This is a genomic window from Streptomyces sp. NPDC002935 (assembly GCF_040611295.1).
In the GTDB taxonomy this organism is placed as follows: Bacteria; Actinomycetota; Actinomycetes; order Streptomycetales; family Streptomycetaceae; genus Streptomyces.
Genome location: NZ_JBEXNW010000002.1, coordinates 84,939 through 107,381, shown reverse-complemented (window position 1 = coordinate 107,381; position 22,443 = coordinate 84,939). Strand labels below are relative to the sequence as shown.

The window sequence follows — 22,443 nt, the reverse complement described above, 5'->3', positions numbered from 1 at the left end:
CGGGGTACGACGGACCGGAACGAAGGATTCCGTACAGAACATTCACAACTGCGCCTAGGAACGTTACCGGCGGCGAACTTAGTCTTCCCGCGTCATGGACTACTGCCACGTGTGCCGAAGGCACCTCAACGGCGCCCTCGCCTGTCCTGGGTGCGGTACCCCGGTCGACGAACTCGGCGCGGACGCGGAAGACGCCGACGCGCGCCCGGAATCGGGCGCCGACGCCGACGCGTACTACGACGAGGGCGACGCCGATGAGCGCTCCGGGAAGGCTGCCCGGCGACGCGGCCGTGGCCGGGATGCCGGGAGTCCGAGCGGTCCGCAGGGCCCGGACGCCCCGAGTGGCACCAGCCGGCGCGACCGCAAGGCCGCCGCGCACCGTCGGCGGCGACGCCGCACCCTGTTCGTCGCGGTGGGCTTCGTTCTCGCGGGCGGCGGTCTGAGCCTCGCCGAACTCGGCGTCGACGCACCGGGGTTGGGCCCCAGCCCCGCGGCGGCGGGAGGCGAGTCGGCGGACGGTTCCGCCTCGGCGGCGACCTCGCACGCGAAGCGCGCCCCGTCCGAGTCCGCCAGTGCCTCGGCCAGTGACACGCCCGACGCCTCGGCGTCGTCCTCCGGTTCCGCCTCCGCGTCGCCCTCCATATCTCCCTCGGCGACGAGCGGGAAGGGTTCCGGGAGTGCGGGGTCGGCGAGCGCGGGCACGCTCCCGGGCCGGTTCACTCCGGCCCCGTCCGTCTCCTCGTCCCCCCGGCCGTCGGGATCCGCCACGGCGGCACCGGCGACCTCGGGCCCCGCACCGGCCCCCTCGTCCTCGGAGACCTGCGACCGCTTCCTGTGGTGGTGCACCTAGGACCTGCCTGGCGGTTCACCGGGTCGGCGACTGCCCCCGTTCCGTGAGGTGTTGCGGTCCGCCGGGCGCCCACCGTGCCCCGGCCGACGCCCTCAGTCGTTGCCGTCGTCCGCGCCCAGCATGCGGCGCAGCAGGTCGCGCAGTGCCAGCCGCTCCTGGTCCGACAGCTCCGCGAGGGGCTCGCGGGCGAAGTCCAGTGAGTCGCGCAGCCCCCCGGCGATCCGGCGTCCCTCGGCCGTCGCCGCGGCCAGTTTCACCCGGCGGTCCGCCGGGTCCGGGCGGCGCTCCACCAGACCCCGCGTCTCCAGCCGGTCCACGATCCCCGTGACGTTCGACGGCTCGCACTTCAGCTGCTGCGCCAGGCGGCGCATCGGCAGCGGCTCCAGCGAGAGCAGGCTCAGCAGCCGCGCCTGCGCGCCGGTGAGGGCGTGCTCGGCGGCGGCGTCCTCGTACTCCTCGTGATAGCGGGCCACGACCGTGCCGATCAGCTCGACGACCTCCATGGTCAAGGGGTCGATCCGAGGTCTCTTATGGGTGGCCATGCCTCCGAGCGTACCGCGTTACTTGACATCATGAAATATTCAGGAGCATGGTTGTTTCAGGTACTGAAGTATTAGAGCCGCTCGCCGGTCACCCTGAAAGGCGCACCCTCATGTCCGAGACCCCCCAGCTCCCCTCCGTCGGCCGCGCATGGCACCTGGTCAGCCGTCCGGTCGGCTGGCCCGAGCCCGCGGACTTCGCCCTGGTCGAGGCCGACGTCCGGCAGCCGGGTCCGGGCGAGGTCCTGGTGCGGAACGCCTACGTGTCCGTCGACCCGTACATGCGGGGCCGCATGAGCGCCGCCAAGTCCTACGTCGCCCCCTTCGAGCTCGGCAAGACGATGCAGGGCGGCGCGGTCGGCGAGGTCATCGCCTCGAACGCCGAGGGCATCGACGTCGGCGACCACGTGCTGCACTTCCTCGGCTGGCGCGAGTACGCCGTCGTGGACGCCAAGCAGGCCGTCAAGGTGGACCCGGAGGCCGCGCCGCTGTCGACGTACCTCGGCGTCCTCGGCATGACCGGCCTCACCGCCTACGCCGGGCTCCTGCGCACGGCCTCCTTCAAGGAGGGCGACTCCGTCTTCGTGTCCGGCGCCGCCGGTGCCGTCGGCAGCCAGGTGGGCCAGATCGCCCGGCTCAAGGGCGCCTCGCGCGTCATCGGCTCCGCCGGGTCCGACGAGAAGGTCAAGCTGCTCGTCGAGGAGTACGGCTTCGACGCCGCCTTCAACTACAAGAACGGCCCGGTCTCCCAGCAGCTGCGCGAGGCCGCCCCCGACGGTGTCGACGTCTACTTCGACAACGTGGGCGGTGACCACCTGGAGGCCGCCATCGGCTCGCTGAACCGGGACGGACGCATCGCCGTCTGCGGCATGATCTCCGTCTACAACAGCACCGAGCCCGTCCCCGGCCCCAGGAACCTGGCGCGGCTGATCCAGACCCGCGGCCGTATCCAGGGCTTCCTCGTCGGCGACCACTACGACCTCCAGCAGGAGTTCGTGCGGGAGGTCGGCGCCTGGGTCCGCTCCGGAGAGCTGAAGTACAACGAGACGGTCGTCGAGGGCATCGAGAACAACCTGGAGGCCTTCCTCGGCGTCCTGCGCGGCGACAACATCGGAAAGATGATCGTCAAGCTCTGACCCACGGCGACATCACCGTGACGCCTGCCTGACGGCGCTCGTTGCACACGGCGGAGGCCGCACCCCGGGACGTGGGGTGCGGCCTCCGCCGTTTCGCCCCGCCTCTCAGGACACCGTCAGCAACGCCCTCGCCACCTGCGGGAACTCTCCCTTCGGGTGATCACGGAAGAGCGGTTCGGTGCCGAACAGCACGGCGTGCGGTCCGGAGACCACCGAGGCCCGGCCGCCGGCCGCCGTCGGCCCTCCCGAACCGTCGTCCGACGGCCGCCAGTGCCCGGAGACCAGCGGATCGCCGGTCGCGTACGACTGCTCGACGCGGACCCCGGGACCCGGATCGGTGAACCAGACGGGCGCGTAGACGAAGGTGTGATCGGGGGCGCCCGCCGTCACGGAGCCGCCCGAATTCACCACGCGCACCACACCGTTGGCTTCCTGGTTGCCCTCCACCGCCCGCACCGGGAGCAGCCCGGCGGCCGTGTTGAGCGCCGCGCCAGTGGCACCGCGCCCGACGAGGCCGTGCGTGCCCACGAACGTGTCGAGCGCCGCCCGAGCGGCCGGAGCGAGGGCCGCGTGATCCAGCCCCGACGACACGAACAGCACGTCCACCGTCGACCAGTCGAAGCCCGCGTCGAGGATCGCCGTCGACACCGGGACCACGTCGAAGTTCATCTCGCGGAGGGCGAAGAGCTCGCCGGGCGTGACGGCGGCGGCGACGCGGACCCGCCGCAGAGGGGCACCCCGCGGAGCCTTCGCCGTGTCGAAGCCGACGTCGTAGACGCGGGCCGCCTCGGTGGCCTTCGCGCGGGCCGACGCCGGCACGACCATCCCGCCATCGCCGTCCTGCCGTACCGGAACACCCTGTTTCAGAAGGGAGTTGAGGGCGGCGACCTCCTGCGGTGTACCGAGCCGGAGCCGCAGGTCGCCGTGCGCGGCGACCCACCCGGCGCGCGGCGCGGCGTCGACCGCGCTCAGTGGGAGGGCCGAGAGACCGCCGCTCCGCACCCGCTCGACCGTCGCGCCCCACAGACGGCCGAGGCTCCAGCCCGAGATGTCGTACATCGTCGACACCTTGTCGCTGATGTCCCGCCCGTCCGCGAGCATGACATTGGCCAGACCGCGCTTGGGCTGACGCAGATCGACGACGTAGGAGCCCTTCGGGTACGAGCGTCCCGCGAGCCGGAAACCGCGTGTAGCGCGGGTGACGCGCACGTCGTTGGCGATCAGGTGGTCCACCAGACGCGCGGCGGCGGCACCGGAACGCTGGGCCGCGCCCGCCGGAATGACGTACGCGCTCGGGAAGTCGGTCGTGTAGACGTCCTCGGGGCCGATGCCCGGGACACCGGGGACCGTCCCGGCGGAGACCGGTACCTGCGCGGCGCCCGCCGCGCCCCGCCGGAAGACCTCGATCTGGTCGGCGACGAGCGACGTCCGGTGCGACCGGGCGAAGTCGAGCGTGGCGCGCAGGGCGGCACCCGCGACATCGACGTTGATCGCCGAGCGGCGCCTCAGCTCCGCCACCGGCAGGGTGTCGTACGCCGTGCCGTTCACCGTCATCGGGATCTCGACGGTGTGCGCGGCCACCGCGCCGTGGAAGGCCGCGTACTGCGGAGTGAATATCGGCGGCCAGTCGTCCCAGCCCTCCTGCTGGTCGCGGAAGGGGATCTGGGCGGGCTCCACACCGTCCGCCGCGGGGGTGTATCCGAGGCCGTTGACGGCGGCCTCCATGACGAGGGCGTTGGCGTAGGTGTTCTTGAGGAAGAGGTCGTACTCGTAGTTCTCGCCGTGCGGCGGGGTCGTCGGCTCGATGAGCGTGCCGTTGACGTAACCGTGCAGATCGAGCATGACGGCCGGCTGCTTGTCGATCGCGATCTGCCGCATCGCGCGCGCCTCGGGCTGCGAGGCGGTGATCAGGTCCCGGTTCAGGTCGAAACCGTTGGCGTTGGCGCGGGTGCCCGCGATCCGGCCGTCCGGGTTCGCGGTGATGTTGAAGTAGAGCCGGCTGTGGGCGAGGAGGTCCCTGGTCTTCGCGTCCTCGGCCGTCGCGAGCTGCCCGATGAGCGAGAGGGCGGCGTCCGTCCCCTCCCACTCGTTGCCGTGGATGTTGCTGTTGAAGAAGACCGGCGTCTTGTAGTCGCTCTTGATCGCGGGGTCCTCGGCGGCGGCGCCGGGCGCGTTCTCGATGAGCTCGCGCATCCGCTCCTGGGCGCGGGTCCGCGCGGCGGACTCCGGGGCGGTGACGGTGACGAGGAAGAGCCGGTGGCCGCCCGCGGACCGCCCCGCGACCTCGACACTCACCCGGTCGCCCAGACGCTGCAGGGCGTTCAGCTTCGGTGCGATGGCGTGGTACGGGGTGAGGCCGAGCTTGATGGACGTGTCGGCGGGGTTCTCCGGGTCGGGGGTGAGGACCTGTTCGCGGGGATAACCGCGGGTGCTCGCCGAGAGGTCGGTGACGGGGGCGGTGAGCGCGGCGCGGGCGGCGCCCGCGGGCGACCGGGCGGCACCGCCGCCGGCGGCGGTGCCTTCGCGGACCGGTGGTCTGCGGTCCGCGGTGGCGCTGGTCGGGGCGGTCACCAGGGAGCCGGCCGCGACCGCGGCGAGGGCCGCGAACAGGGCGGGTCTCGGCAGGGGCCGGCGAGGCTTCGGTAAGCGCATGCGTCGTACCTCCGGGGCAGGGGGATCCTGAAGGGCGTGCGGGCGGCTTCCCGAGACCGGCACGGACCGGCCAGGACGGGCTCGGGCCGGCACGGACCGGCTCGGGCCGGTACGGCGAGGTGTACCTGTTCGACTCTCGCGCAACAAGAGCGCGTTCCCGTCACACCAGCCCTCGCGTCCGTCCCGACGGCCGCCATGGATGCCCCGGACGGCGCATCACCGGGGGGCCGGTGCGGGCATGCTGAGTGCGGCACCCGGCCCGATCCGCCGGACAGGTCCCGGCGGCGACGCGTGTGGCGAGGAGAGCCCATGTCCCCGATTCCGTCGCTCCCCAGCAGGGAGGACGTGCTCCGCATGGTGCGTAGCACGACCGACATCACCGGCCAACTCCTCGACACGGCGGGGAACATCACCAGAATCGCCGTCAACACCCTCGACCCCCGGGACGGCTCCGGAACGGAGGCGCTGCGCGTCCTGCGCGAGACGACGGCCGAACTGGCCGAGGCGAGCGCCTCCCCGCAGGCACAGGAGGCGTTCTACAGGATCGTCGACACCCTGACCCGGCTCGGCACCAGCGGGGCTCCCCTCGCCGTGCACCCCGTGAGCGAACCCGCCCAGGCGCTGCTCGCCGCGATCGGCGACAGTCTGCTGCCCGTCCTCGACGCGGTGGAACCCGCCGTTCAGGAGGCCGTCGTCGCGCTCGGCGAGCTCGTCGAGGCCACCTCGCCGCTGCTGCCCGCCGCGGCCGGCGTCGCGGCGGGAGCACTGCTCGCGCTCACCCCGGTGATCCGGGCCGCGGCGGGCGTGCTGCGTGACTCCTCGCCCGAACTCCGCCGCGTCGCCGACGCGTTGACGGCCGCGCTGGCTCCGCTGCTGCCCCTCCAGGTGGCCCTCGCCGAGCGCGCGGCCGACGCCGGGGCCGGCGTCGTCCGGGCCGGCCTTCCGCCGCTCGCCGACCTCATCGAGGCGGCGGCCGCCGCCGTGACGGCGGCGCGCCCCCTTCTCGTCGCGAGCGAGGAACTCCTCGTCGCCGGCCTCGAACAGCTCCAGCCCGTGATGCTCGGCTCCGCCCGGCGCGCCGGCCGTGTCGCCCGCGCCGCCGCGGTCCGCGTCACCGCCGCGATGGCGCCCGCGGCGGATCAGGGGGTGGTGGTCGCCGTGACGATCGCCTAGCCCGGTCACCGTCGCAATGCCCGGTCACCGTCGCAAAGCCCGATCACCGTCGCTCATTGCCGTCACCGTCGCTCGGCGCCGTCACCGTCGCTCATTGCCGTCCCACGGTGCGGGCCGATCCCACCGTGCGGTGAGGTCCGTCGCGGCGCCCCGATAAAGTTTCCCCATGCGCGATCTTGGGGTGGGCTTCGGTTACTTGCTGCGAGGCCAGCGATGGGTGGCTCGGCACGGGAAGAGCTATGGGTTCGGGCTGCTGCCGGGGCTCATCACGCTCGTGCTCTACGCGGCGGCGCTGGTCGCCCTCGGCGTCTACGGGGAGGGCTTCGTCACCTGGGCGACCCCGTTCGCGGACGACTGGACCAGTCCCTGGTCGGGCCTGTTCCGCGGCTTCCTCACCGCCGTGCTCTTCGCGCTCGCCCTTCTCCTCGCGGTCCTCACGTTCACCGCGGTCACCCTGCTCATAGGACAGCCCTTCTACGAGAGCCTCTCGGAGAGGGTCGACCGCGACGTCTCCCCGGAAGGCACGGCCCCCGAGTCGGGGCTGCCGCTCTGGCGTGAACTGTGGATCTCCGGACGCGACAGCCTGCGCATCCTCGTGCGGGCCCTTGTCTGGGCCGTCCTCCTCTTCGCGCTCGGCTTCGTCCCGTTCATCGGCCAGACCGTCGTCCCGGTGCTCGGCTTCGTCGTCACCGGCTTCTTCCTCACCGAGGAACTCGTCGCCGTCGCCCTGCAGCGCCGCCGCGTCGACCTCCGGGCACGCCTCACCCTGCTCCGCTCCCGCAAGACTCTGGTCTGGGGCTTCGGCACCCCGCTGGGCCTGGCCTTCCTCGTTCCGTTCGTCGCGGTCTTCCTGATGCCGGGAGCCGTCGCGGGCGCCACCCTGATGGCCCGCGACCTGCTCGGCGAGGAGATCGGCGAGGGCACCGCCGACGAGGACCCCGAGGACCCCGAGGCGGCCGCCGAGGAGGAGACGGCCACCTCGTGACCGAGACGCTCGCCGTCGCCAGCGCCGTCGCCGTCCTGCCCGGCCCCGGCGTCACCCGCGCGTTCGCGCCGTCCCGCTGACGGCCTGAGCGGACGCGTCCACGGCCACCGTCAGGATCGCCCGCACCTGCGCGATGATGTCGAGGCGGTTGCGCACGAACTCGGGGTCCGTCACCGCCCCGGTCGCCGGGTCCGTGTTGCCCGCGCCGAACTGCAGGACGGGCGTGTGGACATGGCCGCCGGGCAGGCTCGCGCCCAGGCCGAGACGGTCGCGCAGCAGCGTCGCCCGGTAGGCGATCTCGTTCGACAGATAGTCCCCGCCGCCGCCCGCGCGGGCCCGCGATCCCGGGGTCGGTCCGTCGGGGCGCACGACGGGATCGGTCGCTCCCGCCGGGATCTCGGTCACCGACGTGTGGTCGTAGACCGGGAAGCGGCCCGTGCGCGCCGCGACGATCTCCGCGTACGGGAGGGTCGTCGACGTCCACTCGGGCCGTGAGGCCGGGTCGGTGACCGGGACGGGCCCGGTCCTGGAGACGTTCTCGTTGTCCGGAAAGCCGCCCCGCCAGGCCCCGTTGGTCCGCTCCACGTCGAACCGGCCGACGCGGCCCTGGCTGACCGTCGTGAACAGGTCCACGTGCGGGAGGTACGGCCGCAGGGTCCGCTCCACCGTGCCTTCCCCGGAGCCGAATGCCTGGGAGGCGCCCCCGGCGAAGTCCTGCCAGCGGACCGGGAACACGACGGTCTCCACGCGCGCCGGACCGTCCGCCGTCCGGATCGTCGTGCCGTCGAGGGCCAGCGCGGTCGCCCCGGACGGGTTGGAGATCCGGATGTCGCGGTCCAGCGTGAACGGGTCGAACCCGGTGACCAGGACGCGCTTCACCCCCGTGCGCGACGGGAAGCGTATGGCCTCCTGACCGCGCGAGCTCCGCTCCAGACCGGCCAGCAGACGGGCACGTCGTGCGGAGCTCAGCCCGAACCCGGGCGCCCACCCGCGCACTTCGCGCGTCATCCCGAGCCGCGCCCAGTACAGCGGCCGGTCGTCGTCCCGGCTCAGGTCCCCGCCCGCCGGGCGCCGGCCCTGCGCCCGGTCGACCGCCCGCCTCCACAGCCGGGCGCCCTGCCGTGTCACGATCCGCTCGGCCTGCGCGTACGACTCGGCCCGGTCCAGCGCCCGGACCAACTCCGGTGCCACCGTGTCGAATCCGGAGCGCCGCAGGATCTCCTGGGGCGCCGCCCCGTCGAGGCGCAGCTCCTCTGCCGTGGGGTTCTCGGCGGCCGTCGCCGACGCGGTGGGCGTCGCGGCGAGTCCCGTCAGCAGCGCCAGCCCGAGCATGCCGATCCGAACACGTAACCAGGTCAAGGGAGTTCGGGCCTTCCGTCGAAGAGGGGTGCTGCCGGACGGCGGCAGTATCCCGTGACGACGGGGGCGGACACCATGGCGCGAGGCGGAAGTGGCCGAAGGGCGTGCCCTGTTGCGTGGGCCGCTCCGCCACCGACTAGGCCGGACGCCTTCGTGGAGGTGGAGGCCGTCGCGGCGGTCGGCGCCGGTCCGGCGGCCCGAGGGCGGTCAGTCCTCGCCCAGCAGCGTGAGGAAGTCCCGGAACGCGGCCGGCATGTCGACCGACTCCGGGTCCAGGAGCCACTGGTACTGGAGCCCGTCCATCACGGCGACGAGCAGGGGCGCGGCGCGCTCCGGCGTGAGGCCGCTCGGCAGCCGCTCCCCGTACTCGGCGCGCAGCACCGAGGCCATGTTCGCGCGCACGGCGGTGTACCGCTGGGTGAAGAACTCGCGTGCCGGGTGCCCCTCCGTGACGCTCTCGCCGAGCAGCGCCGAGAAGGTCTGGATGATCCCGGGCCGCATGGCGTTGTACTCGACCAGCGAGACGAGCAGATCGGCGCGCCAGGTGGTGTTCGGCACGGCGTCCCACTGGTCCCGCTCCTTGAGCACGGCGACGAGCAGCGCCTCCTTGGTCGGGAAGTGGTGCAGCAGGCCCTGCTGGGTGAGCCCCACGCGCTCGGCCACCGCGGCGAGGCTCGCGCCCCGGTAGCCGCGCTCGGCGATCACCTCCAGCGCCGCGCGCACGATCTCCGCGCGTCGCTCCTCACTCCTGGTCCTGGTCGCCATGGCGTCACCGTACGGCATCCGATCACCCCCATAGTAACGGCAAGATAACGAAACCTACCGCTCTACAGGTGACCGATGCAGGATGAGTGGAGACCGACGGCTTTCAACGAGGAGGTGCCGACATGGCGGAGACAGCGGTGGAGACGGCGACGGGCCGGCAGGAGGCGGACGCGGCCCGCGAGGCCGTCGTCGAGGCGGCCCTCGGCAGGCTCGGCCTGGACGCTAAGGCCCGGCTGCTGTCCGGCCAGGGCATGTGGTCGCTGCCCGCGCTCCCCGAGATCGGGCTGAGGTCCCTCGTCATGTCCGACGGCCCGATCGGCGTCCGAGGCGTCCACTGGACCGCCGACGACCCGTCCGTCGCCCTCCCGTCGCCCACCGCGCTCGCCGCCACCTGGGACCCGGTGCTGGCCCGCCGCGCCGGCACGCTCCTCGCCCAGGAGGCCCGCCGCAAGGGCGTGCACGTCCTGCTCGCCCCCACCGTCAACCTGCACCGCTCGCCGCTCGGCGGCCGCCACTTCGAGGCCTACAGCGAGGACCCCCTGTTGACCGGCGCGATCGGCAGCGGCTACGTCCGGGGCGTCCAGTCCGGCGGCGTCGGCACCACCGTCAAGCACTTCGTCGCCAACGACGCCGAGACCGAGCGCTTCACCGTGAACAACCTCGTCTCCGAACGCGCCCTGCGCGAGCTGTACCTGGCCCCCTTCCAGGCCATCGTCGAGAACGCCCACCCCTGGGGCATCATGACGGCCTACAACTCGGTCAACGGCACGACGATGAGTGAGCACCGCTACCTGGTGAACGAGATCCTTCGCGGCGAATGGGGCTTCGACGGCTTCAACGTCTCCGACTGGATGGCCGCCCGCTCCACCGAGGCCGCGATCGAGGGCGGCCTCGACGTCGCCATGCCCGGTCCCGGGACCGTCTACGGTCCGCCGCTCGCCGCGGCCGTGCGCTCCGGCGAGGTGGCGGAGGCCACGGTCGACGCGGCCGTCCGCAATGTGCTCCGCCTCGCCGCCCGCGTCGGCGTCCTGGAGGGCGCCGAGCCCGTCGTGACCGAACCGCCCCAGGCCGTGGACGGGGAGGCGCTGGCCCGCGAGATCGCCCGCCGCTCCTTCGTCCTCGTCCGCAACGAGGGCGCCCTGCCGCTGGCCGACGGGCACCGCGTGGCCCTCATCGGCGCCGCCGCCCGCGACGCCCGCGTCCTCGGCGGCGGTTCCGCCACCGTCTTCCCCGCCCGGATCGTCTCGCCCCTCGACGGCCTCACCGCCGCCCTTCCCGAAGGCAGCCTCACCTACGCCGTCGGTGCCGACCTCACCGTCGAACTCCCCGTCGCCGACAAGGGGTTCGAACTGCGCGCGATCTGCCGTGACGCCGCCGGCGACATCATCGGCGGCGGCTCGGCCCCGAACGGCCAGATCCAGTGGATGGGCGACGACCTGCCCGAGGGCGTCACGCACGACTCCCTCCACACCGTCGAACTCACCGGCACCTTCACCCCGCGCGACAGCGGCCCGCACACCTTCGGCATCAAGGGTCTCGGCGCGTTCACCCTCACCGTCGACGGCACGACGTACTTCGACGACGTCCAGGGCGCCGGCAAGGACGACCCCTTCGTGACGTTCTTCGGCGCCCCGGTATCCCGCGGCCAGGCCGAACTCACCGCGGGCGAACCGGTTGACGTCTCCCTCACGCACGTCGTCGCGCTCCCCGAGGGCATCCCCATGAAGGTCGTCGGCTTCTGCCTCGCCCACCAGGAGCCCGTGCGCGACGCGGACGAACTGATAGCCGAGGCCGTCGAGGCGGCCCGCGCCGCCGACACCGCCGTCGTCGTGGTCGCCACCACCGACCGCGTCGAGTCCGAGGGCTTCGACCGGGCGGACCTGCGGCTCCCGGGCCGCCAGGACGAGCTGGTGCACGCGGTCGCCGCCGCCAACCCGAACACCGTCGTGGTCGTCAACTCCGGCTCCCCGGTGGAACTCCCGTGGCGCGACGAGGTCGCCGCGGTGCTCCTCAGCTGGTTCCCGGGCCAGGAGGGCGGCGCGGCCCTCGCCGACGTCCTCACCGGCGCCCACGAGCCGGGCGGCCGCCTCCCCACCACCTGGGGCTCCCTCGCAGACGCCCCGGTCACCCGAGTGCTCCCGGCCGACGGCGAACTGCCGTACACCGAGGACGTCTTCATCGGCTACCGCGCCTGGGAGAAGGAGGGGAGGACCCCCTCGTACGCCTTCGGCCACGGCCTCGGCTACACCGAGTGGACGTACGAGTCGATCGAGGTCGAGGGCACGACCGCCACCGTCCGGATCCGCAACTCCGGTGAGCGCGCCGGGCGCGAGGTCGTCCAGGTGTACCTGGCCCCCGTGGAGCACGACGCCGAGCGGCCAGCCCGTGTGCTCGCCGGGTTCGCGGGCGTCGAGGCCGGACCCGGCGAGAGCGTCGAGGCGGTCGTGGAGCTTCCGCGCCGCGCCTTCGAGATCTGGGACACCGCCGCGCACGCCTGGGCGTTTGTGAAGGGTTCGTACGAGATTCAGGCAGGCCGTTCCCTCACGGACCGTCGTCTGAGCACGATCATCGAGGCGTGACCGGCGTACGCCCCCGTTGAGCAGCCCCGGTCCGGAACCTGACCTCCGGACCGGGGCTCGCCGTCTCACCAGTCACCAGTCACCCGTCACGCGGCACCGAGGCCGCCCGCCCAGGCCCTAGGGCCGTACGGAGAACCCGTACACCGTCTCCGACCGGTACACGTCGCCCGGCCGCAGCTCCGTGCTCGGGAACTCGGGCCGGTTCGGGGAGTCGGGGAAGTGCTGCGTCTCCAGCGCGACGGCGTCGTTGGGGGCGAAGGGGTCGCTCAGGTGATCGGCGGTGTAGAACTGGAGACCGGGTTCGGTGGTCGCCACGGTGAGCACGCGTCCGGACGAGGGATCGTGCAGCTCGGCGACCTCCACGGGAGCGCCGGTGACCCCCTTGTCGAGGACGTAGTTGTGGTCGTATCCCGTGCCCGTCTTGCGGGACTCCCGGAAGTCGAAACGCGTGCCCTCGACCGGGTCGAGTTCCCCGGTCGGGATGAGCTCTGCGTCCACCCGCGTCAACCGCGAGGCGTCGAGGCGCAGTTCGTGCCCGACCGCACTGCCGGAGCCGCTCAGGTTCCAGTACGTGTGGTTCGTCAGGTTCACCACGGTCGGGGCGTCGGTGACCGCCTCGTAGGCGATCCGCAGCGCGCCCCGCTCGTCGAGCGTGTACGTCGCCGAGACCTCCAGGCGGCCCGGGAAGCCCTCCTCGCCGCCCGGGCTGACCCGGGAGAGCCGCACCCCGTGTTCGACCGGCTCCGCGTCCCACACGCGCTTGTCGAAGCCGCGGTCGCCGCCGTGCAGCGTGTTGGGCCCGTCGTTCGGCTCCAGGTGGTACGTCGCTCCGTCCAGCGGGAAGCGGGCGCCGCTGATCCGGTTCGCGTACCGCCCGACCAGCGCCCCGAGATGCGGCTCGGGGTGCGCCAGGTAACCCGCCAGCTCGGGGAAGCCCAGGGTCACGTCCACGGTCCGTCCGTCCCCGTCCGGCGCCTCGGCCGACTGCACGATCCCGCCGTACGTGAGCACACGCACCCGGACCCCGGAACGCTCCAGCGTCCAGCGGTGGACCGGGGTGCCGTCGGAAAGTGTGCCGAAAAGTTCGCTCATGAGGGAAACCCTAGGTCACCGGTTCGCGCGCGGTGATGGTCCGGTAGGCGATCTCCGCGAGTCGCGCCTGTCCGTCCTTGCTCGGGTGGAACCAGTCCCAGTGGCTCAACTGGTTCGTGCCGAAGCGGTAGTCGAACACCGCGTTCCCGTCGAAGCGGCAGCGCCGGTCCTTGGCGCACACCTCACGCAGCACTGTGTTGTACGCCTCCACCCGGTCCTGCACCTGTCCGCGCCGCAGGGTCGCCGCCGAGTCCAGCGAGTCCGCGTCGCCCAGCATCGAGGGGCAGATGCCCAGCTTCCAGACCTGTTTGCCCAGCGGATTGCCGCGCCCCTCGGACCACAGCCGCTTCAGATCCGGCACGCTCGACACGTACACCTGGGTCTTGGGCAGCGCGCCGCGCAGGGTGTCCATCGCGTCCTGGAACCCGGTACGGAAGTCGGCGACGGACGTCATCGCCGACGTGGAGGAGCGGCAGGCGTCGTTGGCGCCCGCCATCACCGTCACCAGCTCCGGCTTCCGGGTCGCCGCCTGCGCCATCTGGCCCGACAGGTCGGCCATCCGCGCGCCGGTCACCGCGTAGTTCCAGCTGCGCTCGGCCGCTCCGGTCGTGCCGAGCAGGCGTACGGCGAGACTGTCGACCTGCGGATCGCTGCCGGTCGCCCACGACACCTCGGGGCAGTCGGACAGCACGCTGCACGCGTCGAACCCGCGGGTGATGGAGTCGCCGACCGCGGCCATGGACTGCGGGCTGCGGTCCCAGACCGGCGTGGGCTTCGGGGACGGCCACGCTCCGTTCGTCCCTCTGGGCGCGGAGGAGTTGCCACCGGTGGCGTCGCAAGCGGCGACGCCCAGAAGAGCCGTCGCGGCCGCGAAGGCGAGGACGGCCCGTGAACGGTGGCTGCGATTCCGCATCCCCTGGTCCCCTCGTTCGTTGTACAGGGTTGGTCGGCACCCGCCTCGCGCGGTCGGTCGCACCACGTCGTACACGGCCGGTCGCACCGCGTTCCCATGGGGCGGCCGGCTCTGCCCGGGGAACAACCCCGGACCCCCGGCAGGGGAGTCCGGACGCGTCCCGCCGGGTGAAACCTCGGAGGTTCACGGCGCTTGGACCGACGGTACGTCACACTCCTTGCGCCGCCGCACGGTAGCCTCGCCCCGTGGCCGCCCTGCCACTGCGTTTCCGCTAAGTTACAAGATGTCTCGCTCTGTCCGGAGGCCCCAGTGACGACACGTGGAGTTCTCTACGTGCACTCCGCGCCCCGCGCGTTGTGCCCGCACGTCGAGTGGGCGGTCGCGGGGGTGCTCGGCACGCGCGTCAACCTCGACTGGATCCGGCAGCCCGCCGCCCCGGGCACCTGGAGATCCGAGTTCTCCTGGAAGGGCGAGGTCGGCACCGCCTCCAAGCTCGCCTCCGCGCTGCGCGGCTGGCACCTGCTGCGCTTCGAGGTCACCGCCGAGCCCTGCCCCACCGCCGAGGGCGAGCGCTACAGCTGCACCCCCGAACTCGGAATCTTCCACGCGGTCACCGGCATCCACGGCGACATCCTCATCCCCGAGGACCGCCTGCGCGCCGCGCTCCTGCGCTCCCAGCGCGGCGAGAGCGACCTGGAGGCCGACCTTGCCAAGCTCCTCGGCAAGCCCTGGGACGACGAACTGGAGCCCTTCCGCTACGCGGGCGAGGGCGCCCCGGTCCGCTGGCTGCACCAGGTCGTGTGACGCCCCGTCAGCGGCGCGGTGCCGTATCGATACGCGGCTCCGCCGCGTGGCCGCGACCGGCCCCCACCCGCCCGCGGAGGGCGCACCGGAGACGACGAACGGCGTGTGGCCCGTACCCCTGAACCAGGGGTACGGGCCACACGCCGTTCAGAACGGAACCGGGCGTCAGACGCTACGGAACGCCAGCACCACGTTGTGTCCACCGAAGCCGAACGAGTCGTTCAGCGCCGCGATCCGGCCCTCGACGGGCAGCTTGCGCGCCTCGCCCCGGACGATGTCGGCGGCGGCCTCGGCCTCGGGGTCGAGGTTCTCCACGTTGATGGTCGGCGGCGCGACCCGGTGGTACAGGGCGAGCACGGTCGCGACCGACTCGACGCCACCGGCGCCACCGAGGAGGTGACCGGTCATCGACTTGGTCGCGGAGACCGCGAAGTGGTCGGCCTCGTCGCCGAACACCTTGCGCAGCGCCTTCAGCTCGGCCACGTCACCGGCCGGCGTCGAGGTGGCGTGCGCGTTCACGTGCACGATCTCGGCCGGGTCCAGGTCGGTGTTGTCGAGTAGGTTCTGCAGGGCGTGCGAGATGCCACGGCCCTCGGGCTCCGGCTGCACGATGTCGTGCGCGTCGGCCGAGATGCCCTGGCCGACCGCCTCGGCGTACACGCGGGCGCCGCGCTTGGCGGCGTGCTCGGCGGACTCCAGGACGAGGACGCCGGCGCCCTCGCCGAGGACGAAGCCGTCACGGGCGACGTCGTAGGGGCGCGAGGCACCCTGCGGGTCGTCGTTGTTCTTGGACATCGCCATCATGTTGCCGAACGCGGCGATGGGAAGCGGGTGGATGGCCGCCTCGGTGCCACCGGCGACGACGACGTCGGCGCGGCCCGTGCGGATCATCTCGATGGCGTAGCCGATGGCCTCGGCGCCGGAGGCGCAGGCGGAGACCGGGGTGTGCACGCCGGCGCGGGCGCCCACGGCGAGCCCCACGTTGGCGGACGGACCGTTCGGCATCAGCATCGGAACGGTGTGCGGGGAGACGCGGCGTACGCCCTTCTCCTTCAGCACGTCGTACTGGTCGAGCAGGGTCGTCACGCCACCGATGCCGGAGGCGATGACCGTGCCCAGCCGGTCGGGGTCGACGCTCGGGTCCTCGCCCGCCTTGTCGGTGAAACCGGCGTTCGCCCAGGCCTCCTTGGCCGCGATCAGCGCGAACTGCGCCGAGCGGTCCAGGCGGCGGGCCTGCGGGCGGGGGATGACCTCGCCCGGCTCCACGGCGATCTGAGCCGCGATACGGACAGCCTGGTCGGCGGCCCACTCCTGCTCGAGGGGGCGGACGCCGGAACGTCCGGCGATCAGGCCCTCCCAGGTAGAGGCTGCGTCGCCACCCAGCGGTGTGGTTGCGCCGATACCGGTGACGACCACGGTGCGATTGGTCGGGCTCACGGGAATTCTTTCTCCAACGGATACGAGGATTCAGCGGCGCCACCGCCGGGTGGCGGGGCATCAGCCCGGGCGAACCAGGGCACACGGCCCCGGTGAACCCGGACGGTCGGCCCAGGTGATCGGAAGATCAGGCCTGGTTCTTCAGGATGTAGTCGGTCGCGTCGCCGACGGTCTTGAGGTTCTTGACGTCGTCGTCCGGGATCTTGACGTCGAAGCGCTCTTCGGCGGCGACGACGACCTCGACCATGGACAGCGAGTCGACGTCCAGGTCGTCGGTGAAGGACTTGTCCAGCTGGACGTCCTCGGTGGGGATCCCGGCGATCTCGTTGACGATCTCGGCGAGACCTTCGACGATCTCTTCCTGAGTGGCGGCCATGTCAGGCGCTCCTTCGGTGTGTTTCCAGAGGGGGGCGGTATTCCGTACGGACCGGATGATCCGGCACGGAGTGCCTAGGGGAGGGTAACGACCGTCGCGGCGTACACGAGACCCGCCCCGAAGCCGATGACGAGCGCGGTGTCGCCGCTCTTCGCCGCACCGGTCGCCAGGAGCCGCTCCATTGCGAGCGGGATCGAGGCGGCCGAGGTGTTGCCGGTGGTGCGCACGTCACGCGCGACCGTGACGTGTCCCGGCAGTTTCAGCGTCTTCACCATCGAGTCGATGATCCGCTCGTTGGCCTGGTGGGGAATGAAGACATCCAGGTCGTCCGAGCTGATCCCGGCCGCGTCCAGCGCCTGCTGGGCGACCTTCGCCATCTCGAACACGGCCCAGCGGAAGACCGCCTGGCCCTCCTGCGTGATGGCAGGGAACTTGATCTCGCCCTTGGAGTCGAGCGGCAGCTCGGAGACGTCGCCGATCCTGAAGCGGTCCCACGGCACGGTCTGCTTGATCGTGCCGGCCTTGTCGCCCTCGCTGCCCCAGACGGTGGGGCCGATGTGCGGCTCGTCGGAGGGACCCACGACGACCGCGCCCGCGCCGTCGCCGAACAGGAAGGCCGTCGCGCGGTCCTCCAGGTCGGTGAGGTCGGACAGCCGCTCCACGCCGATGACGAGGACGTACTCGGCCGAGCCCTCGACGATCATGCCCTTGGCGAGGGTCAGGCCGTAGCCGAAGCCCGCGCAGCCGGCCGAGATGTCGAAGGCCGCGGCCTTGTTGGTGCCGAGCTTGTCGGCGATCTCGGTGGCGATGGCCGGGGTCTGGCTGAAGTGCGACACGGTGGAGACCACCACGGCACCGATCTGGTCGGCGCTGATCCCGGCGTCGGCGATGGCCTTGCCGGACGCCTCGATCGACATCGCGGCGACCGTCTCCTCGTCGGAGGCCCAGTGCCGGGTCTCGATGCCGGAGCGGGAGCGGATCCACTCGTCGGACGAGTCGATCGTCTCCAGGATCACCTCGTTGGGCACCACCCGGACGGGGCGGTAGCCGCCGACGCCGAGGATGCGCGCGAAGGGAGCACCTTTGGGTGCCTTGATCTTCGACATGGTCTCGGGCTCCTTAGGCCGCGCTGTGCTCGGCGATGAGCTCGCGAGCCGCGTCGAGGTCGTCGGGTGTCTTCAGCGCCAGCGTCGTGACGCCGGGCAGCGCGCGCTTGGCCAGACCGGTCAGCGTGCCGCCGGGGCACACCTCGATCAGCGCGGTCGCGCCGAGTTCCTTGAAGGTCTCCATGCACAGGTCCCAGCGGACCGGGTTGGCGACCTGGCCGACCAGGCGCGAGACGACCTCGGCACCGGAGGTGACGGCCTGGCCGTCCCGGTTAGAGACGTACGTGATCCGCGGGTCCGCGGGGCTCAGGTCCTCGGCGGCCTTCGCCAGCGCCTCGACCGCGGGGGCCATGTGGTGGGTGTGGAACGCGCCCGCCACCTTCAGGGCCACGACACGCCGGACGCCCTCGGGCTTGTCCGCCTCCAGGGCGGCCAGCTGCTCCAGCGTGCCGGCGGCCACGATCTGGCCCGCGCCGTTCACGTTCGCCGGGGTCAGCCCGAGCTTCTCCAGATGCGCGACCGTCGTGTCGGGGTCCCCGCCGAGGAGCGCCGACATACCGGTCTGCGTGATGGCGGCGGCCTCGGCCATCGCCAGGCCGCGCTTGCGTACGAGGGTCAGCGCGGCGGTGTCGTCGAGCACTCCCGCGAACGCGGCGGCGGTGATCTCGCCGACGCTGTGGCCGGCGACGGCACCCGGGTTCACGTCACCGAGTGCCGCGGCGGACAGGAGGCCGGCGGCGACCAGGAGCGGCTGTGCGACAGCCGTGTCCCGGATCGCGTCCGCGTCTGCCTGCGTGCCGTAGTGGGCAAGGTCGAGCCCGATGACGTCCGACCACGCTGCGAGGCGTTCGGCGGCACCGGGGAGGTCGAGCCAAGGAGTCAGGAAGCCGGGCGTCTGAGCGCCCTGGCCGGGAGCGACGAGTACGAGCACTCTCACACTCTCTCTTGTGGACGGCCACCGCCGCCCGTGGGGACAGGGACGAAGAACACGAGGGGGAATTGTAGGTCCCCGACAAAAGCCTAGGTCTGGGGATCTCCATCGGCCAGACGCCCCAGGATCAGCGCGATTCGCAGGGTGAACGCGGATCGTACATCCGAGGGTGACCAGCCGGTGACGTCAGTCACACGTCGGAGCCGGTAGCGCACGGTGTTGGGATGGACGAAGAGCATCCGGGCGGCGCCTTCGAGGCTGCTCGCCTGCTCCAGATAGACGCTGAGCGTCTCCAGGAGCGCGGAGCCCGCTTCCTCCAGCGGTCTGTAGATCTCCTCCACCAGCTGCTCGCGGGCGGACGGGTCTCCGGCGATCGCGCGCTCCGGCAGCAGATCGTCCGCCAGAACCGGACGCGGGGCGTCCTGCCAGGCAAAACACGCCTTCAGCCCCGCCGCCGCGGCCTGCGCGGACCGGGTCGCGGCGAGCAGATCGGGCACGATCGGCCCGGCGACGACGGAGCCGGCGGCGTACGGACCGATCAGTGACTTGGCGACGGCGAGCGGGTTGTCGCTGCCGCCCGCGATGACGACCAGCCGGTCCCCGAGCACCCCGGTCAGCACCTGCAGCTTGGCGTGCCGGGCGGCCCGCCGGATCGCCTCGACCGTCAGCTCACTGTCACCGTCGGGTGCCGTGCCCAGCACCACGCAGACGTGTTCGGGCGAGTTCCAGCCGAGCGCGGCGGCCCGGGAGACGGCGCCCTCGTCGGCCTCGCCGGAGAGCACCGCGTTCACGACGAGGGATTCGAGCCGGGCGTCCCAGGCACCGCGTGCCTCCGCCGCCTGCGCGTAGACCTGGGCGGTGGCGAAGGCGATCTCGCGGGCGTACACGAGCAGCGCCTCGCGCAGCACGCCCTCGTCGCCCGGGGCGGCGACCTCGTCGATCGCGCTCTCCATGACCTCGATCGTCGTCCGCACCATCTCCACCGTCTGGCGCAGGGTGATGGCCCTGGTCAGCTCGCGTGGCGCGGTGCCGAAGACATCGGTGGAGATGGCCTGCGGCGCGTCCGGGTGCCGGAACCACTCGGTGAAGGCGGCGATACCGGCCTGGGCGACCAGTCCGATCCAGGACCGGTTCTCCGGCGGCATGGCCCGGTACCACGGCAGCGTCTCGTCCATCCGCGTGATGGCCTGGGCGGCGAGACTGCCGGCCGACTTCTCCAGCCGCTTGAGGGTCGCGGTGTGCGTCTGGACGTCGTGCGCAGAGCGCTCGGTGTTGCTGGCTTCGGGTTCGGGCACGGGACAAGACTGCCTTATCAGGACGGAGCTGTGCGGCGGCGGGGCGCAAGTAAGAGCGGGGCGGTCGCCGGGCCGGGGCTACCGTGGTGGATGTGATGGACGTCCGCCGCGCCGACGAGCGCTACCGCGGAGGGGATCCGGCGGCCGGGATCTCCTCGCTCCACGCCTTTTCCTTCGGCCCGCACTACGACCCCGACAACCTCCGCTTCGGCGCGGTGATCGCCTGCAACGAGGAGCGGCTCGCCCCCGGCGCCGGCTTCGACGAGCACCCGCACAGTCACACCGAGATCGTCACCTGGGTGGCGGAGGGAGAGCTGACCCATCGCGACTCGGCCGGACACGAGTCGGTGCTGCGCCGCGGCGACGTCCAGCGGCTGAGTTCCGCGGGCGGCGTCCGCCACGCCGAGCGCAACGACGGCGAGCTGCCGCTGGTCTTCGTCCAGATGTGGCTGGCCCCGCTGGAACCGGGCGGCGACCCCGCGTACGAGACCGTCCACGGCATCGCCGACTCCACCCCGTACGCCGTTCCCGAGGCGGGCGCCATGCTCCATGTGCGCCGGCTGACGGCGGGCGAGCGCACGGCCGTCCCCGACGCGCCCTTCGTCTATGTCCACGTCGTGCGCGGCGAAGTCCGCCTGGACGGCGAGGAGCTGGGGGAGGGCGACGCGGCCCGCATCACGGACGCGAAGGACCTGGAGCTGGTCGCGGGCGTCCCCGCCGAGCTGCTGGTATGGGAGATGGCGGTCGGCTGACGGCGGGTGCCGCCCGGATCGCCTCCGACGCCGATGCGCCGCCTCCGACGCCGATGCGCCGCCTCCGACGCCGATGCGCCGCCTCCGACGCCGATGCGCCGCCTCCGACGCCGACGCGCCGCTCCAGACGCTGGCGCGTACATCCCAGCACCGGCCATCCCAGCCCCAGGCCGGCGCGTCCAGCCCTAGGCCGGCGCGTCCAGCTCGCGGATCAGCCGGTCTCCCTCGCGGGTCATGATCTCCGGGTCGCGCAGGGCGTTGGAGAGCAGGGACATGCCCTGGTAGGCGCCGACGAGTGTCAGCGCGCCGCCCCCGGGGTCGGCGGCGCCGATCTCCCGGTACTGCTGTTCGACCCAGTCCAGCAATTGGCGGAGGACCTGCCCCGCCATCAGGTCGAGGCCGCCCTCCTCTCGCTTGTCGAGCTCCGCGGCGAGGGTGCCGGTGGGGCAGCCGTAGCGTGCCGCGGTGTCCCGCCCGGAGACCCAGGCCTCGATGAGCCCCTTGAGGCGGGTCCGCGGTTCGGGGAGCCGGTCGAGCGCGTCGGTGAGTTCCCTGAGATGACCGGCGTGCTCGGCGAGGGCGGCCTCGACCAGCTCGTCCTTGGTCTTGAAGTAGTAGTACACGTTGCCCGCCGGTACCTCGGCGGCTCGGGCGATGTCGGCGATCGTCGTGCGCTCGACGCCCTGTTCGTGCAGCACCCGGGCCGCGGCCGCCGTCAGCTGCCGCCGCTTGCCGGCCGCCTTGGCCCGCGGCCTCCGGGACATCTCTGAGTCAGTCACCCGACTGACTATAGACAGCCGGCGTCCGGCCTTGCTAGCGTCCGGCTCATCGGAGTTAGTCAGTCGACTAACTAACTTACGGGTCGAGGAGATCGACATGTACGTGGTGACGGGTGCGACCGGGAACGTAGGACGCGCGCTGGTGCGGACGCTCACCGGGGCCGGACTGCCGGTGACGGCGGTGGCCCGGCGGATCACCGGGGCCGATGTGCCCGAAGGTGTCCGGGCGGTAGCCGCCGACCTGGCCGAACCGGCCGGGCTCGGGCCCGCGTTCGAGGGCGCCGAGGCGCTGTTCCTGCTGGTGGCGGGAGAGGACCCGCACGGTGTCCTGGACGCGGCGAAGACCGCCGGAATCCGGCGGGTGGTGCTCCTTTCCTCACAGGGCGCGGGAACCCGCCCCGAGGCCTACGGGCACCCGGTCCGCTTCGAGACGGCTGTCCGGGAGTCCGGGCTGGAGTGGACGGTTCTGAGGTCGGGCGGGATGGCCACCAACGCCTTCGCGTGGGCCGAGCCGATCCGCGCCCGGCGGGAGGCCGCCGCGCCGTTCGGCGACGTCGGCCTGCCCTTCGTCGACCCGGACGACGTCGCGGCCGTGGCGGCGACCGCCCTGCGCGGGGACGCGCACGCCGGGGCCGTCTACACCCTGACCGGCCCCGCGCCGACCACCCCGCGCGAACGGGCCGCCGCGATCGGTGCCGCACTGGGCGAGCCGGTGCGCTTCACCGAACAGACCCGCGAGGAGGCGCACGCCCTGATGGCGGGCTTCATGCCACTGCCCGTCGTCGAGGGCACCCTCGCGATCCTGGGCGAACCGACCGAGGAGGAGCGGCGCGTCAGCCCCGACCTGGAACGCGTCCTCGGCCGTCCCGCGAGCACCTTCGCGGCTTGGGCGCGGCGCAACGCGGCGGCGTTCCGCTGAC

At 72.4% G+C, this 22,443-nt stretch carries 20 protein-coding genes; 8 read left to right on the top strand and 12 right to left on the bottom strand.

The genetic code is table 11. The annotated features are described in order from the left end of the window. Positions 1–94 precede the first annotated feature (94 nt). The gene (locus ABZX90_RS02705; RefSeq protein ID WP_351134527.1) at positions 95–850 is read left to right on the top strand and encodes a hypothetical protein; all 756 of its coding nucleotides are present in this window, start codon (positions 95–97) and stop codon (positions 848–850) included. 92 nt (positions 851–942) lie between these two features. Here ABZX90_RS02705 and ABZX90_RS02700 read toward each other — a convergent pair whose 3' ends face one another. After that, positions 943–1,392 (bottom strand): MarR family transcriptional regulator, encoded by a 450-nt coding sequence (locus ABZX90_RS02700; protein ID WP_351134529.1) that lies wholly within the window; start codon positions 1,390–1,392, stop codon positions 943–945. Positions 1,393–1,502: 110 nt separating this feature from the next. Here ABZX90_RS02700 and ABZX90_RS02695 point away from each other — a divergent pair, with 110 nt between their 5' ends. Beyond that, positions 1,503–2,525, top strand: coding sequence for an NADP-dependent oxidoreductase (locus ABZX90_RS02695; RefSeq protein WP_351134531.1), 1,023 nt, complete (start codon positions 1,503–1,505; stop codon positions 2,523–2,525). Between the two features lie 105 nt (positions 2,526–2,630). Here the strand turns inward: ABZX90_RS02695 and ABZX90_RS02690 are convergent, their stop codons facing one another. Further along, a complete protein-coding gene (locus ABZX90_RS02690; protein ID WP_355201017.1) occupies positions 2,631–5,177 on the bottom strand; it encodes a M14 family zinc carboxypeptidase in 2,547 nt (848 codons plus the stop codon). Between the two features lie 309 nt (positions 5,178–5,486). On the opposite strand from ABZX90_RS02690, the gene ABZX90_RS02685 reads away from it, so the two are divergent. Together ABZX90_RS02685 and ABZX90_RS02680 are read left to right on the top strand one after the other, a co-directional pair. Then, on the top strand, positions 5,487–6,350 hold the full coding sequence (locus tag ABZX90_RS02685; protein ID WP_351134534.1) for a hypothetical protein: 864 nt from the start codon (positions 5,487–5,489) through the stop codon (positions 6,348–6,350). Between the two features lie 166 nt (positions 6,351–6,516). Further along, the gene (locus ABZX90_RS02680; protein WP_355201015.1) at positions 6,517–7,335 is read left to right on the top strand and encodes an EI24 domain-containing protein; all 819 of its coding nucleotides are present in this window, start codon (positions 6,517–6,519) and stop codon (positions 7,333–7,335) included. Between the two features lie 51 nt (positions 7,336–7,386). Here the strand turns inward: ABZX90_RS02680 and ABZX90_RS02675 are convergent, their stop codons facing one another. Further along, entirely contained in the window at positions 7,387–8,694 is a 1,308-nt protein-coding gene (locus ABZX90_RS02675) for a pyroglutamyl peptidase (RefSeq protein WP_355201013.1), read from the bottom strand. A 207-nt stretch (positions 8,695–8,901) separates the two neighbouring features. Beyond that, the gene (locus ABZX90_RS02670; protein WP_351134540.1) at positions 8,902–9,477 is read right to left on the bottom strand and encodes a TetR/AcrR family transcriptional regulator; all 576 of its coding nucleotides are present in this window, start codon (positions 9,475–9,477) and stop codon (positions 8,902–8,904) included. Between the two features lie 104 nt (positions 9,478–9,581). On the opposite strand from ABZX90_RS02670, the gene ABZX90_RS02665 reads away from it, so the two are divergent. Next, a complete protein-coding gene (locus ABZX90_RS02665) occupies positions 9,582–12,038 on the top strand; it encodes a glycoside hydrolase family 3 C-terminal domain-containing protein (protein ID WP_355201011.1) in 2,457 nt (818 codons plus the stop codon). 117 nt (positions 12,039–12,155) lie between these two features. On the opposite strand, the gene ABZX90_RS02660 is transcribed toward ABZX90_RS02665, so the two are convergent. Together ABZX90_RS02660 and ABZX90_RS02655 are read right to left on the bottom strand one after the other, a co-directional pair. Continuing rightward, positions 12,156–13,130 (bottom strand): aldose epimerase family protein, encoded by a 975-nt coding sequence (locus ABZX90_RS02660; RefSeq protein WP_351134543.1) that lies wholly within the window; start codon positions 13,128–13,130, stop codon positions 12,156–12,158. A 10-nt stretch (positions 13,131–13,140) separates the two neighbouring features. Beyond that, positions 13,141–14,043 carry an SGNH/GDSL hydrolase family protein gene (locus tag ABZX90_RS02655; RefSeq protein WP_355201009.1) on the bottom strand — a complete coding sequence of 301 codons (903 nt, stop codon included), beginning with the start codon at positions 14,041–14,043 and terminating at the stop codon, positions 13,141–13,143. Positions 14,044–14,352: 309 nt separating this feature from the next. On the opposite strand from ABZX90_RS02655, the gene ABZX90_RS02650 reads away from it, so the two are divergent. Continuing rightward, complete coding sequence (locus ABZX90_RS02650; RefSeq protein WP_261702513.1) at positions 14,353–14,847, top strand: DUF3145 domain-containing protein; 495 nt, start codon at positions 14,353–14,355, stop codon at positions 14,845–14,847. Between the two features lie 165 nt (positions 14,848–15,012). On the opposite strand, the gene fabF is transcribed toward ABZX90_RS02650, so the two are convergent. The 5 genes from fabF to ABZX90_RS02625 form a co-directional block, all read right to left on the bottom strand. After that, on the bottom strand, positions 15,013–16,284 hold the full coding sequence (gene fabF, locus ABZX90_RS02645; protein WP_351133053.1) for a beta-ketoacyl-ACP synthase II: 1,272 nt from the start codon (positions 16,282–16,284) through the stop codon (positions 15,013–15,015). Between the two features lie 127 nt (positions 16,285–16,411). Next, positions 16,412–16,660, bottom strand: coding sequence for an acyl carrier protein (locus tag ABZX90_RS02640; protein WP_148013808.1), 249 nt, complete (start codon positions 16,658–16,660; stop codon positions 16,412–16,414). A 74-nt stretch (positions 16,661–16,734) separates the two neighbouring features. Then, positions 16,735–17,766 (bottom strand): ketoacyl-ACP synthase III, encoded by a 1,032-nt coding sequence (locus tag ABZX90_RS02635; RefSeq protein ID WP_351133055.1) that lies wholly within the window; start codon positions 17,764–17,766, stop codon positions 16,735–16,737. Between the two features lie 13 nt (positions 17,767–17,779). Next, complete coding sequence (locus tag ABZX90_RS02630; protein ID WP_351133057.1) at positions 17,780–18,697, bottom strand: ACP S-malonyltransferase; 918 nt, start codon at positions 18,695–18,697, stop codon at positions 17,780–17,782. 89 nt (positions 18,698–18,786) lie between these two features. Next, a complete protein-coding gene (locus tag ABZX90_RS02625; protein ID WP_351133059.1) occupies positions 18,787–19,992 on the bottom strand; it encodes a helix-turn-helix domain-containing protein in 1,206 nt (401 codons plus the stop codon). A gap of 95 nt (positions 19,993–20,087) precedes the next feature. On the opposite strand from ABZX90_RS02625, the gene ABZX90_RS02620 reads away from it, so the two are divergent. Continuing rightward, positions 20,088–20,744, top strand: coding sequence for a pirin family protein (locus ABZX90_RS02620; RefSeq protein WP_351133140.1), 657 nt, complete (start codon positions 20,088–20,090; stop codon positions 20,742–20,744). A 185-nt stretch (positions 20,745–20,929) separates the two neighbouring features. Here the strand turns inward: ABZX90_RS02620 and ABZX90_RS02615 are convergent, their stop codons facing one another. Beyond that, a complete protein-coding gene (locus tag ABZX90_RS02615) occupies positions 20,930–21,523 on the bottom strand; it encodes a TetR/AcrR family transcriptional regulator (protein ID WP_355201005.1) in 594 nt (197 codons plus the stop codon). Between the two features lie 97 nt (positions 21,524–21,620). Between ABZX90_RS02615 and ABZX90_RS02610 the strand changes: the two genes are divergently transcribed. Beyond that, the gene (locus ABZX90_RS02610) at positions 21,621–22,442 is read left to right on the top strand and encodes an NAD(P)H-binding protein (protein WP_351133063.1); all 822 of its coding nucleotides are present in this window, start codon (positions 21,621–21,623) and stop codon (positions 22,440–22,442) included. Position 22,443 lies beyond the last annotated feature (1 nt).

Bases quoted from the DNA above. Each gene is read 5' to 3' on its own strand.
- ABZX90_RS02705 (WP_351134527.1), top strand. From the start codon at position 95: ATGGACTACTGCCACGTGTGCCGAAGGCACCTCAACGGCGCCCTCGCC.
- ABZX90_RS02700 (WP_351134529.1), bottom strand. From the start codon at position 1,392: ATGGCCACCCATAAGAGACCTCGGATCGACCCCTTGACCATGGAGGTC.
- ABZX90_RS02695 (WP_351134531.1), top strand. From the start codon at position 1,503: ATGTCCGAGACCCCCCAGCTCCCCTCCGTCGGCCGCGCATGGCACCTG.
- ABZX90_RS02690 (WP_355201017.1), bottom strand. From the start codon at position 5,177: ATGCGCTTACCGAAGCCTCGCCGGCCCCTGCCGAGACCCGCCCTGTTC.
- ABZX90_RS02685 (WP_351134534.1), top strand. From the start codon at position 5,487: ATGTCCCCGATTCCGTCGCTCCCCAGCAGGGAGGACGTGCTCCGCATG.
- ABZX90_RS02680 (WP_355201015.1), top strand. From the start codon at position 6,517: ATGCGCGATCTTGGGGTGGGCTTCGGTTACTTGCTGCGAGGCCAGCGA.
- ABZX90_RS02670 (WP_351134540.1), bottom strand. From the start codon at position 9,477: ATGCCGTACGGTGACGCCATGGCGACCAGGACCAGGAGTGAGGAGCGA.
- ABZX90_RS02665 (WP_355201011.1), top strand. From the start codon at position 9,582: ATGGCGGAGACAGCGGTGGAGACGGCGACGGGCCGGCAGGAGGCGGAC.
- ABZX90_RS02660 (WP_351134543.1), bottom strand. From the start codon at position 13,130: ATGAGCGAACTTTTCGGCACACTTTCCGACGGCACCCCGGTCCACCGC.
- ABZX90_RS02655 (WP_355201009.1), bottom strand. From the start codon at position 14,043: ATGCGGAATCGCAGCCACCGTTCACGGGCCGTCCTCGCCTTCGCGGCC.
- ABZX90_RS02640 (WP_148013808.1), bottom strand. From the start codon at position 16,660: ATGGCCGCCACTCAGGAAGAGATCGTCGAAGGTCTCGCCGAGATCGTC.
- ABZX90_RS02635 (WP_351133055.1), bottom strand. From the start codon at position 17,766: ATGTCGAAGATCAAGGCACCCAAAGGTGCTCCCTTCGCGCGCATCCTC.
- ABZX90_RS02620 (WP_351133140.1), top strand. From the start codon at position 20,088: ATGGACGTCCGCCGCGCCGACGAGCGCTACCGCGGAGGGGATCCGGCG.
- ABZX90_RS02610 (WP_351133063.1), top strand. From the start codon at position 21,621: ATGTACGTGGTGACGGGTGCGACCGGGAACGTAGGACGCGCGCTGGTG.